The following is a 15,859-nucleotide window of genomic DNA, read 5'->3' on the forward strand; positions in this document are numbered from 1 at the left end:
CGTAACGCCCGCTTAGCGGGCGTTACGCTCGTCTAGGGCTTGAGTTTACTTATGCTTGGCTACTTAAGTATAAAAGCACGTAGTACAAAGCACGTAGTACAAAGCACGTAGTACAAATCACGTAGTAAATTGAGTTAGGAATAAATCATAATGAATATTTTCCGTAAAATTTTTCGCAATCAACTGAGTAATAGAATTCAGAAGGCTTCTTTATCAATTATTGCTGCAACCCTCACTACGACTCCTTTTCTCTCTACGTTAGAAGCGATCGCTGACCCACTGACTCCACAAACGATCGCCCAAGTTCCACAGGATTGGCAGACGGGAGTTCAGTTACTCCGCCTACTTGATAATTCGGGCAATCTTTCTAGTATTGGCATTCTCTTCGATATTGCTAATAAGCCTTCTACAACCTATGCGAATGCTGTCTATCAACTGTATGTAAGACGCTCTGGGGAATGGCGCGAAGTTTATACCAACTCAGGAGCAAGACTCCTCTCCAAAAATTCAGGGCGGCAAATTGCTCCTGTGGAAGTAATTCCGTTAAATTTACTCAGCGAAAAGATCTCTCTTGATGATATTTACAATGGCGATCTCAAGGCGATTACTAGCGTTCGCTACGACTTGCCTAATGGAGTGAAGGATTCGAGATTTGAGATTGAAGAAATCAAGTCTTTCTCTTCCATTACCACAACGAGATTGTCTGAAATTAATACTGGAAGAGTAACTTCCGTTGTAACTTCTTCGAGCAATTCCTCTAATAACTCCTACAATACGGTAAATGGTTCGGGACTTTCCGATCGCGATTTAGGAATCTCTAGTTCTCAATCGACCAATACGCAATCCAGTCAAACTACCATCGTCCAGACTACTAACGTTCAGACTGATAGTTCGGTCAAACCGTTGAAACCGATCGTTGAATCTAGAAAGTATCGCGGCGATGAAGATGATGACTATGAGGGTGACGATCGCAAAGATCGCGATCGCGACGAAAAACAGCCTGACGGTGTGGAAATGTCAAAGAAGAATCCCCATCGCGGACATTTTAGCCTTGCCGTTTTGCAAAACCCCGCGAGTACATCTCAGGTCATTGCCAGATTGTCTCTCCGTTCCAAGCGCCCTAAAGGATTCCTCGAAGAGCGCTTTTTAGGGGATTATCGCTTCACAATTAACCAACGCGCTACCTTTATCCGTGGCTTAAATCCAGGCGATCGCTTAGTTGTCAGATTGTTCGATGTGAATAATCGTCCTTTAGGCTATAGCGAAGTTCAGCTACTCAAAGACTTTTCTGCTATTAGCCTGATTTTACCCAGCGATCCCTCCGCTTACGGAACTTTAAGAACTATCTCTGGTATCGACTCTCAGCGTGTCGGTCTCATTGACAGCAATACTAAAGTCTATGACTATTTCACGCAAATTCAGACGACGAGCATTCTCACAGAGAGCGTGGCGAGATTTTTGACCACTTCACAGGGTATTCCGATTGGGTTATTTAACGTTGCAGGACTACCTCAAGCAACCAATAATTGCACCTATACCAATGCTTTTGCGAAGGGTGAGCGATCGCTGATCGATCGGACGATTAGTGTATTTACTAAGGATATGCCTCCTGTAATGCAGGTTCTTCCAGGACAGCTATCACCTTTAATTCCAATTGAGAACTCGCAGTCTACCATCGATGTGGTTCGTAAGATTTTAGACTTCAAAGATCTACGTCCCAACGGTATTCCCAGCTTTTTCTAAGTAAGTAGCTAGGCGGAATTAAATATAAAACCCAAAAACCTGTGGCGCACGCGCAGCGTGCGCCACAGGTTTTTAATCTGGATTTTAATTATGCCTAGCTACTTAGTTCAGCATAGTTAAAAGACCAAATTAGAGCGCGTACCACTCGCTAGGCGGGCGGTACGCTCTTTTTATGCTTCGCTACTTAACAGCAATTATCGATCAAACGAACCACAAGGAAATTTTTGAAAGCGTTGCTTTGCAACGCTTTCAAAAATTTCCTTGGTTTGGGTTTGAGCGCGAAGCGCTGTAAATTCAAACAAAAAAGTGCAAATAAGCCCGAAGAGACAAGTGGCGGCGCTTTGCGCCGCCACTTGTCTCTTCGGGCTTATGTCTTAAGCAAACCTTACGTTGCTATATACTGGAATTGGGTGTGGCGAGTGTCAAATTGATCTAATATCGAATCTTATCGAAATACTGACAACTTGGCTTTACTTGATGAACCAAACAAGGTTTGACGCTTTGATCGTCGGCAGCGGTGCTGCTGGTCTATATACTGCTCTCCGAATCACCGAATTAGCACCAAACTGGCGTATTGGGTTAGTGACCAAAGATAACCTATCAACCTCTGCGAGTGATTGGGCGCAAGGAGGAATAGCAGCGGTTATCGACAAAAATGATGCGCCTCAGTTTCACGGCAAAGATACTCTACAGGCTGGCGTTGGTCTGTGTGAAGCAGAAGCCGTAGATATTTTAGTGAATGCCGCACCCCGACAAATTCAACAATTGATCGCTCTTGGGGTTGACTTTGATCGCGCTGAAGATGGCAGCTTGGCCTTAACCCTAGAAGCTGCCCATTCAAGGCGGAGAGTGTTACATTCTGCGGATACAACGGGTCGAGCCTTGGTATCAAAGTTAGCGGCGGCTGTACTGCAAAATCCTCAAATTCAGGTTTTGAGTCAAACCCTAGTTTTGGATCTGCATATGGATAAGGGGCGCTGTGGTGGTGTTTTTTATCTGGATCGAGATCGGGAAATTGGTTGTTTAGTTTCCCCCATCGTGGTGTTGGCGGCTGGGGGAGGCGCTCAGGTCTTTTCTCAAAATACCAATCCTCCGTCTAGTACGGGAGATGGAGTAGCGATCGCGTGGCGAGCGGGAGCTGTAATTCGCGATATGGAATTCGTGCAGTTCCATCCCACTGCCCTTGCTTTACCCGATGCACCGAGATTTTTAATCAGTGAGGCTGTGCGAGGAGAGGGAGCGCATTTAATTGATCGCCTTGGCGATCGATTTGCCTTTAATTATCATCCTAAAGGAGAACTCGCCCCCAGAGATGTAGTTAGCCGCGCTATTTTTAGCCATCTCCAGCAAACTAAAGAACCAACTGTATTTCTAGATTTACAACCCATTCCGAAGCACACAATTTCCCATCGCTTTCCTAATATCATCAAAATTTGTCAACAGTGGCAAATTGATATTTTCTCCACTCCGATTCCCGTAACTCCTGCCGCCCATTATTGTATGGGTGGGATTGTGGTTGATGCCGATGGAGCTACTTCCATTGAGGGATTATATGCGGTGGGCGAAGCTGCTAGTACGGGTGTGCATGGAGCTAATCGTTTGGCTAGTAATTCGCTTTTAGAATGTTTTGTTTTTGGCGAACGTTTAGCAGAAAGGGTTTGCGCTCAACCCACACAAATTTTTGGATTGCCCAAAGCGATCGCCCCGCAACTCGCCGATCGGGGGAATTCGACAACTATTCAAAATATTAAATGGGGAATTCAGAACCTCAGTTGGCAAGCGGCGGGAATTTGTCGAGTGCAAGCTGAGTTGGAAACTGCCTTGACTGAAATTACTAGATGGCAAGATGAATTAATCAACCTTGCCGAACCATCGCGCCTATGGATCGAAACCCGTAATCTTGCTGATTATGCCTATTTGTTAATCCGATCGGCGCTGTTTCGCACGGAAAGTCGTGGTGCTCATTATCGAGATGACTTCCCCGACACCGATCCCTCTTGGCGATCGCATACCCTCATTACGGGACAAGATATCTCGCGATCGTCGATTTTGTAATTAAGTAGCTAGGTATAAGTAAACTTAAAAACCAGAAGCGAGTACCGTCCGCTACGTGGGCGGTACTCGCTTCTGGTTTTTTAAATTATGCTGAACTACTTAGCTTGATAATTAGCCTTTGGGGATTTGTGTAGTTGCCGTCGACTGTAAACAAAAGAGGGTTGCCGCGCTCTGCGCGGCAATCCTCTTTTTGGGGTTTGATTTTGTCCTAACAAGACTGGCGACAGCTATAAAAACTTGACTAATAGCGCGATCGCAAAAAATATCTCTTCTTTAGGGCTGTAGAAGTTAAAATAAACGCAAGAGATCATTTTTTCTGTCACTCAATATTTCTAGGAATAATGGCAATGAATCCATTTGGTGGCATCGTCCAAAAAGCATTTTATCTAGGACTTGGCTTGGCAACGGTTGCTGGGGAAAAAGCAGGCGAAACCCTCAGCGAACTGCGCACTCAGGCAGGTAAATTAGCTGACGATCTCGTAGAGCGTGGCGAGATGACAACCGAAGAAGCAAAGAAATTTGTTGATGACCTCGTGCGTAACTCCCAAAAGCCAATTGGGGAAACCCAGACTTCGTCAAGCCCCAGTGGTAAGGACACTCCCCGCACGATCTCGATTGACGATGAGGATAGCGAAAGCTCTAGCCCTACTACGAATAATGTAGATGAACTTAAAGATAGAGTTCAAGCATTGCAGGATGAGCTAAGACGGTTGCAGAAATAGTTAAATGCTGTCGTCACTTGCCTTAAGACTTGCTTTAGGACAAAAACAAATCCCAAGAAGAGAATGGCGGCAAATTTTACTGCCTGAGCGCTTCTACCATAAACAATAAATGTTGCGCGGTAAAGCCGCGCAACATTTATTGTTTATGGTGCTAATTCTAGCGACTGACGAAGTTGCTCTTCTGAGAAGTTACTCGTCAATGAAGCGGGAAATTGTGACGGTGCGATCGCTTGGATATAGGTATTATTCAGATAAGCTGCAAACTCAGGATGATTATTGAGATGGGTTTGAAAGAAGGCAAGACTAAATGCTTTGGCATAGGGATGCGTAAACTCTGGTTTCTCGCCTAGCACAGCTTCAGGAACTACCAAAACGCCGCGATCGCTTCTCTCTAGGAAAGAAAAATGTGTACCTTTGGGAAAGGTCACTAAATATTTTTGAGGAGTAGTTAACCATACAAAGGGAAAAAACTGTTCGGGAACCGCAGGGGTAAACAAATCATCGCCACTAGCAAAAATAGCCGTCGGAATCCTAATATTTTGCATTCCTTCTTTCCCTAAGAGCGTGCTGCCACCGAGAGGATTTATGGCTAAGATTGCTTTGACGCGAGGATCGCTTAGGTCAAAGTTACTGATATCTGACGAGCTAAAGCGACATTGCAGAACCTTGGAGATATTAAAAGAAGAAATATTTGGCTCGGGGATACTACATTCTCGATTAATCTGATTGAAGTTTAATTGAGCGCCACCTAACGTTAGCACCGTATAGCCACCAAGAGAATGCCCGATCAATCCCACTTGCTCTGGATTGAAGCGATCGCGCCATTGAGCATCGGTTTTGACCTTCTGTTCTAAAGCATCCAGTAGATACTTCACATCTCGCGCACGTTGGATCGCTTCCTCTGGTTGTGGAGCGTTACTTAAACCAGACAGAAAAGCGGCAAAGTCACGACTGCCAGTTTTAGGATGCTCTAGAGCGGCGACTGCGAAGCCATTGGAAGCGAGATGTTGTGATAAATATTGAAAAGTATCGGGATTGGAGGCAAGTCCGTGGGAAATGACGATTAAGGGAGCGGGATGGCTCAATCCTTGGGGTAGATACAGATCGACGGGAATATGGACATGGCGATCGCTTTGGAAATAGCTAAACTGCTCCTTAGTCCAGACTACTTTGCCCGATCGGCGCAGATCGTTAATGTTGGTTAGTGTTTTATTCTCATTTTGGTTGTTCTTAGTTTCCGCGATCGCTTGTTGTTGAATAGCGGCGATCGCTAATTCCTTTTTATAGGTCAACTGAGAGAATTCTGCATAGGCTTGCAAACCGCTTGGCAAGTCTAAATAAATAATCGGAACGGGATATCTTTTTAAAATATTGAGAATACTCAATCCCTCTTCACTATTTGCAGAGAGAATCAACGCCGCCCGCAAAGCATAAAATCCATTTTGTTGTGGAGTTATCTGTAAAATTCGGCCTAAGCGACGTACTAAAATTTCGCCAATCAGAGAGTAGGTAAATTGAGAAGCCGTAACATGACTGATGTTGTAGCGGGTCGATAAGGCCTCACGAAATTGAGCTTTTTGCGGTTCTGGCAATCGATCGAGATAGAATCCCAACCGCTTGCTGAGTTTTCCTTCCTTGGCAAACTTCTCCAAATCGTCAATATATATAGTAAATTCGCCAGCAGGGGAATACCAGAAGCGAATTTTTTCGGCACTATAGGCAGGAGATGGCAAGATATGCGAAAAGGCGATCGCTATGCCAAGCCCGCAAGAGGCGATCGCGGCAGTTAGATCTCGAAACCCCAACGATGAAATATCCACGATCGATCTCTTGGCTAGCAATTTTCTATTTTTTGTAAAATGTGCGATGATGCTATAATTGCTTTCGCAAAAAAGATGTATTCAAACCATCTATCTATGCAAACTATGCCGATGTAGCACAGGGGTAGTGCAGCTGATTCGTAATCAGCAGGCCGTGAGTTCAAATCTCATCATCGGCTTTACGATAAATTCAGAAAAAACCAGAAAAAAGAGGATGCATAGCATCTTCTTTTTTTCTGAATTTAAAATGGGATATCGTCATAATCGGGAGTTGCGGCTGCCACAGGTACATAGGATGTTGACATTGGTACAACATTACTTGGGACATTATTTGAGGCATTATTTGGGGCAGTGATGGGAGCGACACGAGGGGCTGATATGCTAGGGGTAGTGCTACCGCTAGAGCTATGAATGCGTTGAGCCAATAATTCCGTCCGTTTCTCTTTATAAGTACCGCGATCGACAGTGTCGATACGAAGACGACCTTCAACTACAACTTGGTCGCCTTTATGGTATTTCTCAACAATTTCATCTGCTAAATTATTCCAGCCCACAACCTTGATACGATAGGGAGGATCATCAGCACGTCCGCCCGCAAACTGCACGAGAAATGAAGCGATCGAGCTTTGATTATCGGGTGTGCGGCGTAGCTCTGGATCGGTTAGCACTTCTGCCATCAGGACAATAGAGTTCATAGGTGATTTATCAAAAGCTAACGATTTTACTGTATTAGTAATCATAACGCGATCGCCAAACGATCGCCAAAACATGAGAAAGATAAATCAATATTTCAGGCAAAATCTTGAGCGCAATAGCCCACATCACCATGTATACTTTTGCTGATTATCAAGCTGCTATGCTGCTAATAGGATTAATCAAGCATCATGCTGACCGTTAATGCAATCATCATCAGTGCTATCATCCTCGATGTTGGGATTCAGTCCGTGATTATCGACAGAATATTTCGAGCAAAACAAGGTAATAGGCGGCGGGAAGAAGTGGAAGAAGAAAACCTTACTCGCTATGAGTCCAACACATCTAGCGATCAGCCCAAGGGCTGGGAATTTAAAATCTTACGTACTAATAGCGGTGGTTTTCGCAGTCGGAAGGTTTTGAGTAAAGTATGCGCAGAAGAGTCCCAAGCTGGATGGATTTTGTTAGAAAAGCTGGATGATCATCGTTTAAGATTTCGTCGTCCCGTAGTAGCTCGCGATCGCGATAATCTGTGCAAGATCGATCCCTATCGCACCCGTTATGGCATTGCGGAGATTGTAGAGACTTGGACGACGATCATCGTGTTACTAGTGATCATGAGTGGAGCTGCAATTCTGGGCTTTGCCGCCATGAATCGATTTTTTGGTGATTGGCAAACTCGTTCCTTACAGAATGCCCCACGTACTGGCGATAATAATGCCATTCGTCAGCCCCCTTCTCCTAGTGTTAGCCCCAGACCTGCTGCACCCCCACAATAATGCCATAGCAGGATATAACCCGATAGCGCCTCAGAAATATAGCAGTAGCCAGTTATGTTAGGACAAAAACAAAACCCAGAAGAGTGTTGCGGCGCGAAGCGCCGCAACACTCTTCTGGGTTTTATGTCTTAACTTATTTGGCTATAGCTATAATAATTCTTGGACGAAGTGCATCGTGGAGCGCCATATTTATCTCGCCATATTTATAGCTATAGTCAGTAATGTTAGGACAAACATCAAACCCAATAGAGATTTGCGGCACGAAGCGCCGCAAATCTCTATTGGGTTAAGTGCTATATATCAGGAGAAAGCAGTAAATGAAAGCAATTTTGATGACCGCAGTTGGTGATCCCGATGTATTGCAAATAGCCGATATCCCCGACCCGACTATTCAATCCCCTACCGAGATATTAGTAAGACTCAAAGCCGCAGGGATCAATCCCATTGATACTAAAATCCGCGTTCGAGGAACATTCCAGCCCGATCGCCTACCCGCAATTCTGGGTTGTGATGGTGCGGGTGTTGTCGAAGCGATCGGCTCTGAAGTTAGCAAGTTTAAAGTAGGCGATCAAGTTTATTTTTGTAATGGTGGCTTAGGATTACACCAAGGCAACTATGCTGAACTGACCACTATTGATGAAAAGTTCGCCGCCCATAAGCCCAAGTCTCTCAGTTTTGAAGAAGCTGCTGCCGTCCCTTTGGTCCTACTTACCGCATGGGAAGCTCTGTACGATCGCGCTAATCTCCAATCAGCAAGCATCAGCCCCAATGTCCTGATTCATGCAGGTGCAGGCGGTGTCGGGCATGTCGCCATTCAACTGGCTAAGTTGAGAGGAGCAAAGGTCTGTACGACTATTGGCTCGGAAGCGAAGGCGAGATTTGCTAGAGGCTTAGGGGCAGATTTAACGATCGCTTATAAGGATACTGATTTTGTCGAAGCTGCCATCAACTGGACAAAGGGTGAAGGCGTAGACATTGTTTTTGACACGGTTGGCGGAAAGGTCATCGAGCAAAGCTTTCCTGCGGTTAAAATCTGTGGCGATCTCGTTACCATTCTCGAACCTCCAGCCGATATAAGCTGGAAAGTTGCCCGTACCCGCAACCTGCGATTTAGCTTTGAGCTGATGCTAACCCCCATGTTATTGGGGAAGACCGCTTTGCAAGTGCAACAGGCAAAAGTTCTCAGTGAAAGTGCTGCCTTATTTGATACTGGCAAGCTAAAAATCCATGTCAGTGAAGTATTTCAACTTGCTGACGTTGCCAAAGCACATCAACTCTTAGAAACTGGTTCGGCGATTGGCAAAATTGTAATTTCAATTTAAATGGACTCTAGCGCAAGCCTAAATGAACGTCAGTGTGGGTTAAGCTGGCAAATTTTAACAGCCCAAAAGTAAAAGCCTTGCGTAGCAAGGCTTTTACTTTTGGGCTTGGAGAAAGGGTTTGCGGCTTTAAAAAGAAAAAAGCGATCGCCAAACAAACTATGGATTTTAACGAAAAGTCGCTAACTGCGACATTTGTTTTTCATTGGCGATACTCATTACCTGTCGCTTAGGATCGACTACGATCCAACCCTTTTCCTTGAGTTTATCCAATACTTTAGTTGTATCTTCAGGGCTAACTTCAGATAAATCGGCAATATCTTGCACGGGAATATTGAAAATATCAATACCCGACTCATTCTTATTCCCATAGGCATCAGCTAACCCAGTCAAAACCGTAGCGATTCTGACCGCAGGCACTTGCTGGCGCAATTGGGTACGCTGATTAGTTTTGCGTAGTCGGCGTACCATCAATTGCAACATCCGATGATGCAATTGGGGATCTTTGAACAGAAACTGAATAAACTTCTGGGCGGGAATACTCAGAACGCGCACGGGCGTAAAGGCGACTACATCTGTAGAACGAGGTGATTCATCTAAAATCGCCATTTCTCCAAAAAAGTCGCCATTGCCAAGTATCGCTAGTGTTGTCGCATCCTGACTTCTTAAGAATCTAACCTTTAACCAGCCTGAAAGAATGAAATACACAGCATTGCCCCAAGCATCCTCCATTAGCACCGCCCTTCCTGAAGGATAGTCGCGTTCTACTGCTTCAGCGAGGAGCCATTCCAAAGTTTCGGCGCTAGCAGCGTCAAATAATGGAAAAAGCTCTTTGAAGATATCCGTTTGCATGGGAATTTTTTAAAAGACTGAATCTTGTAAGCAAGAGATTAGCGATCGCCATTGTTAGCTACTAAAGTTACGGGGAATTAAACACCCATAACCTCATAGCCAGAATCTACATAGATAATTTGCCCAGTTATAGCACTGGACAAATCGCTACCCAAAAAAGCTGCGGCATTGCCCACATCTTCCGTCGTAACGAGGCGACGTAAAGGAGAACTTTCTTCATAATGATGTAACATTTTGTGAATATCACCGATCGCCGAAGAAGCAAGCGTGCGAATTGTGCCCGAAGAGATGCCGTTGACCCGAATATTGTCAGGTCCCATATCTGAAGCTAAATAACGCACATTCATTTCCAGAGCTGCTTTGGCTATTCCCATCACATTATAATTAGGAATAACCTTGACACCGCCAATATAGGTGAGGGTGATTACGCTACCACCATTTTTCATTAAAGGTCTGGCAGCGCGGCATAGGTGGATTAAGGAATAAGCGCTTACATCTAAAGCTAACTGAAATCCCTCACGGGATATATCGGTAAAGCTTCCAGATAAATCTTCTTTATTCGCAAATGCCAGACAATGCACCAGAATATCAATTTTTTCCCATTTTTCGGCAACGGCGGTAAAAAGATCGTCAACCTGAGCATCATCCTGAACATTGCAAGGTAACAAGAAGTCTGGCGCTAAGGGATCGGTCAACTCGGCAACTTTACCTTTATTGCGATCGCGATCGTCTGGTAAATAGGTGATACCGAGCTTAGCACCAGCCTGATGTAATTTCTGGGCAATACCCCAAGCGATCGAACGATTGTTGGCAATCCCAGTCACAAGAGCGGTTTTCCCGCTCAAATCTAACAAACCCGTCATGTATATTTCCTAACGTGAACCCAGCATAAACAAGCTTTATTTAAAGCTTACATTAAAAGCCCATACTCGCGCTTGCCGCTAAAGGCGCAAGGGCTCTTTGGAGAAAACTGAGTGCGAGAAAAGCCAACATGGGCGAGAAATCCATACCCCCAAGTGGCGGGATAATCGAGCGAAATATATTGAGGTAGGGATCGGTAATCTGACTAAGGGCGGCAAAGGGCTGGTTGTACCAATCAATATTGGGAAACCAAGTTAGCAACACCCGAATAAACAGTAAACCTAGGTAGATCGAGATAAACGAGCTGACTGTACCAATAATAACTGCCATAGGATGTGGTGAGGTTGTAGGTTGGGATGTAGAACAATGAGAATGAATTAGAATGAATATAAAAATAGCTACCATTATTCTACTGAATAGAGCAGAAATCAGGATTGCGATCGCTACTTATCATCGCCATTTATATCTCGCAATGATTCAAGCGATGTTTGCTTACGACCATTTTTCCCTTCAGCCGTAGCCAATTCTTGGCTAACGGAGTCGATCGTTGCATTCAATTGGGCGATTTTCTTTTCGAGGTTGCGACGGGCAAATTCGCTAGAAGTCTGAGGCTTATCTAGGATTCGCTCGCCATCGGATTGACGATTCAGCATCTCATCTTCTGGCTCACTGAGTTTAATTGCCACCAAGGCTCCAACTACGCCGCCTATGGCAGCCCCGAAGAGAAAGCCTCCCCAAAAATTACCTGAATTATCTGCCATAGCTTTGCCTGCCTTAACGATCTCAACAACCTTGAATATTGTTTAAACAATGCTTAAACAGTAGGACTTTTGGCACATCATATCATTTTGACTGGCGTTATAGCGATGGGCATAATTAAAACCCAGAATCAAAACCTGTAGCGCAAGCTACAGGTTTTGATTCTGGGTTTTATATTTAATTGCGCCTAGCTACTTCACATCTAATGCCAAGTTCAGAAATGGCGTAGCCATTTCCTTACTTGAAAATCCTTACTTGAAAATCCTTAGTAGGTTTAGTTTTTAATTCACAAATTTAATTCATGCTAATTCAAAAAAGGGTTGTCATACTTTCGTGAATTAGCGTGAATTGGTATCACTTATTGCAGGATTTTAGGATGCAAGACAATAGCGATCGCCTTTTGGGTCTCTTCTAGTGTATGTATCAACATCGTTAAACTGCTCTGTCTTTCTTTGCTAAAAGCAGTGTTATCCTTCATTCCCGCTTTTAATAAATCATTGCGTTCGGCACGCGCTACTTCATCTTGGGGATTTTGAGATAACCAATTGGTATAGGCATCAATCGCATCATACCAATATGCATTTTTTACATAGATCCTTGCTTTTTCTAGATCGTTTTGGGCTGAGGCAATTTCTTTTAACCGCACTGTATCGTCATCGCGACGAATCGTCGTACTGACATTAATTAGATTGTCTGGCGATTCTAGACGAATTTGTAATCGATAGATTTTTCCTTTGACAAGTTCGGGAGCATTCTCAGGCAATGTTAATTTATATAGCCCTGACTCTTCACCCTTTCCCAAGGCTGTGAAAATTGATTTCGAGGATATTGCATTGCCATCACGCAAAAATACTGTTATTTTGAACGGAATTTTAGCAGCAACATTAGGAACGGTGGCTGATTCATTTGCAGAATCGTTGGAGGCGATCGTCGGAGGTGCGATATACCAGTAAAATGTCGGACGAGCCGCCACAGTCCTTGCCCCATCTTCAGGAACGAGCATCGTTATTTGTGGTAAATTACCCCTAGTTGCCCCACCAGTACCTGCGGATTTTGATAAGCCTAAGCCATACTGGGCAAAGGCTGAAGGCACAAAGATCGTTGAGCCTGCAAGAGTAGCTACCGTAATTGCACCAAGCGCAATCTTTTTGATCCCAGATAAAATCATTGTTGAATAATCCTAGTTGAATGATCCTAGTTACTTTTCCCAGTTTTACCAGTTTTATATAGAGTACCCGCCCTATTAAAAACTGATGCTAATTTTCAGATCGAATAATTGTCCTCAGAAGTTCCCGAAATATTCAAACTTTAATATTTTGGAAATATTTCAGGTATTTAAATCTAAATTAACGTCAATTCGGGTTAAGCTGGCAAGTTTTAAAAGCCCAAAAGTAAAAGCCTTGCTACGCAAGGCTTTTACTTTTGGGCTTTGAGAAAGGGTTTGCATAGCAAATCCTTTCTCAAAGCCCGTTTCAAATTATTCCGAATTCACGTTAATTATTCTTAGTTCTTTAATTTCTATATATTTTATGGTTAGTAGTTACAGAATTTTGTGTAGCTACTACTAATTTTGATCTCTATAAAATAGTTCACAATCAAATCTCGATAGATTACTTTCATGGCATCAAGGTAACTCGATGGGGCTCATTCGTTTTAATGTTTGACTTCATCCAAATGAGTGATTGCATTTTGCGACTTTCCTCTCACAATAAAGATTAGTAGTCTATGCGATCGCGCAAATGCAGTTTTTGTGACAATTAATCCTAGTCTTCACCCATAGAATTTATTACTCGTAAGGATCGGCTTAATTAACTTTCTTAAACAAAATTAAAGATAAGAAAAAGCCCACACAGGGAATAATTACTTTGGTGTTGGTGTTGAGAAGTTCACACGTAAGCAAAAGTTTATAGTTAATTCCAAAGAAGTAATTATAGGGAACCTCAGGTTTCTAATATTCGTCTTTTGGATTCTAGCAGTCAGTGTAATCAAGTATGGTATTCATCTCTATCAGCTAAGACTGTTCTGATTTTGGATGTGAATTAACCATCACAATTCAAGTTTAGCGATCCGAGATATAGTTTTTCCCTTCTCATTTTTGTGCCAAATTGACATCTAAATAATCCCTCTAAAAATAATCCCTCTAAAGAATAGTAGTTTTGGAAACTTTCTAAATCCAAACTAGGGCTTACATACGTAATTTTATTATTGATTGATTTTTTTGAGGATGTCTAGTGTTTAGGAATGGCTTCTAGCGGTAAGGCTTTGTAGTCGTATTAACAACAATTAGGTGAGCAACTTGAGAATTTAAAAGATCAATTTAAAAGAGTAATTTAATAGGTGTAAATACTTAGTCAAAATTCAAGTCGAAATTCGCGCCAAAATTCAAGTCGAAATTCAAGTCAAAACCCAACTAAATCTTGAGATAGATAGTAATATCCACCCTTTGACTTTTTTAGTTGATTTGTAATAATATGTAACTCCAGACGCAAGAGATTAAAAGGTTAACCCTGTATTATACAAATCAACCTTGGAGCATTTGACGCATTTATAGACTGAATTTATAAAACTTAAAGATTATGATTTTTAGCTGTCAAGCTATTAGGTTTAAATTTTAAAGTTATGAGGTCTTCTTTGTTTCAGACTTCTAGTCTTGGAGAAGCACTCTTGAAAACGCTTAGTTTAAAAATTTGAGGAGCGATATGTCTGAAGAACCATTGACCCAACCCACACCAAAGACAGTGGATAGGCAAGCTAACAAGCAGGTCGGTCTGTCTGCTGACATGGTTCGCACGTATTTGCATGAAATTGGCAAAATCCCCCTACTCAGCAATGAGGAGGAGATTGTGTACGGTAAGCAAGTGCAGCAGATGATGTTACTGTTTGAGGTGCAAGAAAAAATTGCCCATAACAGCGATCGCTTACCAACTGAGCAAGAGTGGGCAGAAGCGGTTGGTCTTGAGCCAGAGATTTTGCATAGTAATATTCGGATTGGGACAAGAGCTAAACGCAAAATGATTGAGGCGAATCTCCGCCTAGTCGTCTCCGTTGCGAAGAAATATCAAAAGCGGAACTTAGAACTTCTGGACTTAGTGCAGGAAGGGACTCTTGGATTAGAACGTGCTGTAGATAAGTTCGACCCAACTAAAGGCTTTAAATTCTCTACCTATGCCTATTGGTGGATTCGTCAAGCAATTACCCGCGCGATCGCTCAGCAAGCGCGAACAATTCGCTTACCAGTGCATATTACCGAAAAGCTTAACAAGATCAAAAAAGCCCAACGTCAATTGTCACAGGATCTAGGACGGGTCGCCACTGTAGCGGAAATCGCCCATGAGTTGAAGATAAAAACCGATCAAGTTCGTGAATGTTTATCGTTATCGCGGCAGCCCATTTCCCTTGACCTGCGCATTGGTGATAACCAAGATACTGAGCTTGCCGAGCTTTTAGAAGATACTGGACGTTCTCCTGATAACTATGTCGAGCGAGAGTCTCTACGCACCGATATTCAAAGCTTACTCAAGGAATTGCCTGAAAAGCAGCGCCAAGTCATGGTGTTACGCTATGGGCTAGAGGATGGTCAAGAGATGTCCCTCGCTAGCATTAGTAAGCGCATGGATCTCAGTCGTGAGCAGGTAAGGCAATTAGAGCGTCAAGCGATGGATTATCTCCGTAAACGGAAAGCCCGTATGCAGGAATATTTAGCTAGCTAAAAAACAAACAGAGGAGATGCATCGCGTCTCCTCTTTCCATATGTATAGAGAAATTGTTTGGTTTGGGATCTCTAAAAATTTGCAATAATCTATTGTTAGTTCTTCGATACTCACTCACCAAATTTACAAACCTCTATGCCGCTCAAATCTACAACCCGTCATATTCAGATTTATGCTGCCATCATTGAAGAGCAGAATGATGAACTGATCGACAGCGAGAATATGCTTACATTAGATGTCGATCCTGATAATGAGCTGAACTGGACAGAGGCGGCTCTCCAAAAGGTGTATCGCAAGTTCGATCTGTTAGTGGCTGACTATAAAGGGGCTGACCTGACTGATTACAATTTGCGACGGATTGGTTCCGATCTAGAGCATTTTGTGCGATCGCTATTGCAGGAGGGTGAAGTTACCTATAATCTCAACCACCGATCGCTTAACTACAGCATGGGCTTACCTCAGATTATTAATACCGAAGCCCAATAGCCGAAGCCCAATAGTGGGCATGGTATTGCTGACTCTCATCTCTCCTAAATTATTTTGCAA

At 43.3% G+C, this 15,859-nt stretch carries 14 protein-coding genes and 1 tRNA gene; 8 read left to right on the plus strand and 7 right to left on the minus strand.

The window, feature by feature from the left end; genetic code table 11:
* Positions 1-150: 150 nt before the first annotated feature.
* From PseudUWO310_RS02200 to PseudUWO310_RS02210, 3 genes are all read left to right on the plus strand, one after another.
* Complete coding sequence (locus PseudUWO310_RS02200) at positions 151-1,743, plus strand: hypothetical protein (RefSeq protein WP_142598624.1); 1,593 nt, start codon at positions 151-153, stop codon at positions 1,741-1,743.
* Positions 1,744-2,220: 477 nt separating this feature from the next.
* Positions 2,221-3,798: an L-aspartate oxidase gene (gene nadB, locus PseudUWO310_RS02205; RefSeq protein ID WP_142598626.1), complete on the plus strand. Its 1,578-nt coding sequence runs from the start codon at positions 2,221-2,223 to the stop codon at positions 3,796-3,798.
* Positions 3,799-4,145: 347 nt separating this feature from the next.
* Complete coding sequence (locus PseudUWO310_RS02210; RefSeq protein ID WP_142598628.1) at positions 4,146-4,520, plus strand: phasin family protein; 375 nt, start codon at positions 4,146-4,148, stop codon at positions 4,518-4,520.
* Positions 4,521-4,663: 143 nt separating this feature from the next.
* On the opposite strand, the gene PseudUWO310_RS02215 is transcribed toward PseudUWO310_RS02210, so the two are convergent.
* Positions 4,664-6,340, minus strand: a complete 1,677-nt coding sequence (locus PseudUWO310_RS02215; protein ID WP_142598630.1) for an alpha/beta hydrolase — start codon at positions 6,338-6,340, stop codon at positions 4,664-4,666.
* A gap of 107 nt (positions 6,341-6,447) precedes the next feature.
* Between PseudUWO310_RS02215 and PseudUWO310_RS02220 the strand changes: the two genes are divergently transcribed.
* Positions 6,448-6,519, plus strand: a tRNA-Thr gene (locus PseudUWO310_RS02220).
* Positions 6,520-6,582: 63 nt separating this feature from the next.
* Here PseudUWO310_RS02220 and PseudUWO310_RS02225 read toward each other — a convergent pair.
* Positions 6,583-7,035, minus strand: coding sequence for a single-stranded DNA-binding protein (locus tag PseudUWO310_RS02225; protein ID WP_223805500.1), 453 nt, complete (start codon positions 7,033-7,035; stop codon positions 6,583-6,585).
* A 189-nt stretch (positions 7,036-7,224) separates the two neighbouring features.
* Between PseudUWO310_RS02225 and PseudUWO310_RS02230 the strand changes: the two genes are divergently transcribed.
* Complete coding sequence (locus PseudUWO310_RS02230; RefSeq protein WP_142598633.1) at positions 7,225-7,812, plus strand: hypothetical protein; 588 nt, start codon at positions 7,225-7,227, stop codon at positions 7,810-7,812.
* A gap of 317 nt (positions 7,813-8,129) precedes the next feature.
* Positions 8,130-9,134, plus strand: a complete 1,005-nt coding sequence (locus tag PseudUWO310_RS02235; RefSeq protein WP_142598636.1) for a zinc-dependent alcohol dehydrogenase family protein — start codon at positions 8,130-8,132, stop codon at positions 9,132-9,134.
* A 165-nt stretch (positions 9,135-9,299) separates the two neighbouring features.
* On the opposite strand, the gene PseudUWO310_RS02240 is transcribed toward PseudUWO310_RS02235, so the two are convergent.
* The 5 genes from PseudUWO310_RS02240 to PseudUWO310_RS02260 all read right to left on the minus strand — a co-directional run bounded on the left by PseudUWO310_RS02240 (position 9,300) and on the right by PseudUWO310_RS02260 (position 12,771).
* Positions 9,300-9,983: a Crp/Fnr family transcriptional regulator gene (locus tag PseudUWO310_RS02240; protein ID WP_009625399.1), complete on the minus strand. Its 684-nt coding sequence runs from the start codon at positions 9,981-9,983 to the stop codon at positions 9,300-9,302.
* Positions 9,984-10,060: 77 nt separating this feature from the next.
* Entirely contained in the window at positions 10,061-10,837 is a 777-nt protein-coding gene (gene fabI, locus PseudUWO310_RS02245) for an enoyl-ACP reductase FabI (RefSeq protein ID WP_142598669.1), read from the minus strand.
* Between the two features lie 61 nt (positions 10,838-10,898).
* On the minus strand, positions 10,899-11,174 hold the full coding sequence (locus tag PseudUWO310_RS02250; protein ID WP_055075577.1) for a YggT family protein: 276 nt from the start codon (positions 11,172-11,174) through the stop codon (positions 10,899-10,901).
* A gap of 113 nt (positions 11,175-11,287) precedes the next feature.
* Positions 11,288-11,605: a hypothetical protein gene (locus tag PseudUWO310_RS02255; protein WP_142598638.1), complete on the minus strand. Its 318-nt coding sequence runs from the start codon at positions 11,603-11,605 to the stop codon at positions 11,288-11,290.
* Between the two features lie 356 nt (positions 11,606-11,961).
* Positions 11,962-12,771 (minus strand): DUF928 domain-containing protein, encoded by an 810-nt coding sequence (locus PseudUWO310_RS02260; RefSeq protein WP_142598640.1) that lies wholly within the window; start codon positions 12,769-12,771, stop codon positions 11,962-11,964.
* 1,531 nt (positions 12,772-14,302) lie between these two features.
* On the opposite strand from PseudUWO310_RS02260, the gene PseudUWO310_RS02265 reads away from it, so the two are divergent.
* Positions 14,303-15,313 carry an RNA polymerase sigma factor, RpoD/SigA family gene (locus PseudUWO310_RS02265; RefSeq protein ID WP_009625404.1) on the plus strand — a complete coding sequence of 337 codons (1,011 nt, stop codon included), beginning with the start codon at positions 14,303-14,305 and terminating at the stop codon, positions 15,311-15,313.
* A 135-nt stretch (positions 15,314-15,448) separates the two neighbouring features.
* The gene (locus PseudUWO310_RS02270) at positions 15,449-15,799 is read left to right on the plus strand and encodes an NAD(P)H-quinone oxidoreductase subunit M (RefSeq protein WP_009625405.1); all 351 of its coding nucleotides are present in this window, start codon (positions 15,449-15,451) and stop codon (positions 15,797-15,799) included.
* Positions 15,800-15,859 lie beyond the last annotated feature (60 nt).

The organism is Pseudanabaena sp. UWO310 (assembly GCF_006861605.1).
In the GTDB taxonomy this organism is placed as follows: domain Bacteria; phylum Cyanobacteriota; class Cyanobacteriia; order Pseudanabaenales; family Pseudanabaenaceae; genus Pseudanabaena.

Coding starts and splice junctions, on each gene's coding strand:
- PseudUWO310_RS02260 (WP_142598640.1), bottom strand. CDS start 12,771: ATGATTTTATCTGGGATCAAAAAGATTGCGCTTGGTGCAATTACGGTA.
- PseudUWO310_RS02255 (WP_142598638.1), bottom strand. CDS start 11,605: ATGGCAGATAATTCAGGTAATTTTTGGGGAGGCTTTCTCTTCGGGGCT.
- nadB (WP_142598626.1), top strand. CDS start 2,221: ATGAACCAAACAAGGTTTGACGCTTTGATCGTCGGCAGCGGTGCTGCT.
- PseudUWO310_RS02210 (WP_142598628.1), top strand. CDS start 4,146: ATGAATCCATTTGGTGGCATCGTCCAAAAAGCATTTTATCTAGGACTT.
- PseudUWO310_RS02235 (WP_142598636.1), top strand. CDS start 8,130: ATGAAAGCAATTTTGATGACCGCAGTTGGTGATCCCGATGTATTGCAA.
- PseudUWO310_RS02250 (WP_055075577.1), bottom strand. CDS start 11,174: ATGGCAGTTATTATTGGTACAGTCAGCTCGTTTATCTCGATCTACCTA.
- PseudUWO310_RS02270 (WP_009625405.1), top strand. CDS start 15,449: ATGCCGCTCAAATCTACAACCCGTCATATTCAGATTTATGCTGCCATC.
- PseudUWO310_RS02225 (WP_223805500.1), bottom strand. CDS start 7,035: ATGAACTCTATTGTCCTGATGGCAGAAGTGCTAACCGATCCAGAGCTA.
- PseudUWO310_RS02230 (WP_142598633.1), top strand. CDS start 7,225: ATGCTGACCGTTAATGCAATCATCATCAGTGCTATCATCCTCGATGTT.
- PseudUWO310_RS02200 (WP_142598624.1), top strand. CDS start 151: ATGAATATTTTCCGTAAAATTTTTCGCAATCAACTGAGTAATAGAATT.
- PseudUWO310_RS02265 (WP_009625404.1), top strand. CDS start 14,303: ATGTCTGAAGAACCATTGACCCAACCCACACCAAAGACAGTGGATAGG.
- PseudUWO310_RS02240 (WP_009625399.1), bottom strand. CDS start 9,983: ATGCAAACGGATATCTTCAAAGAGCTTTTTCCATTATTTGACGCTGCT.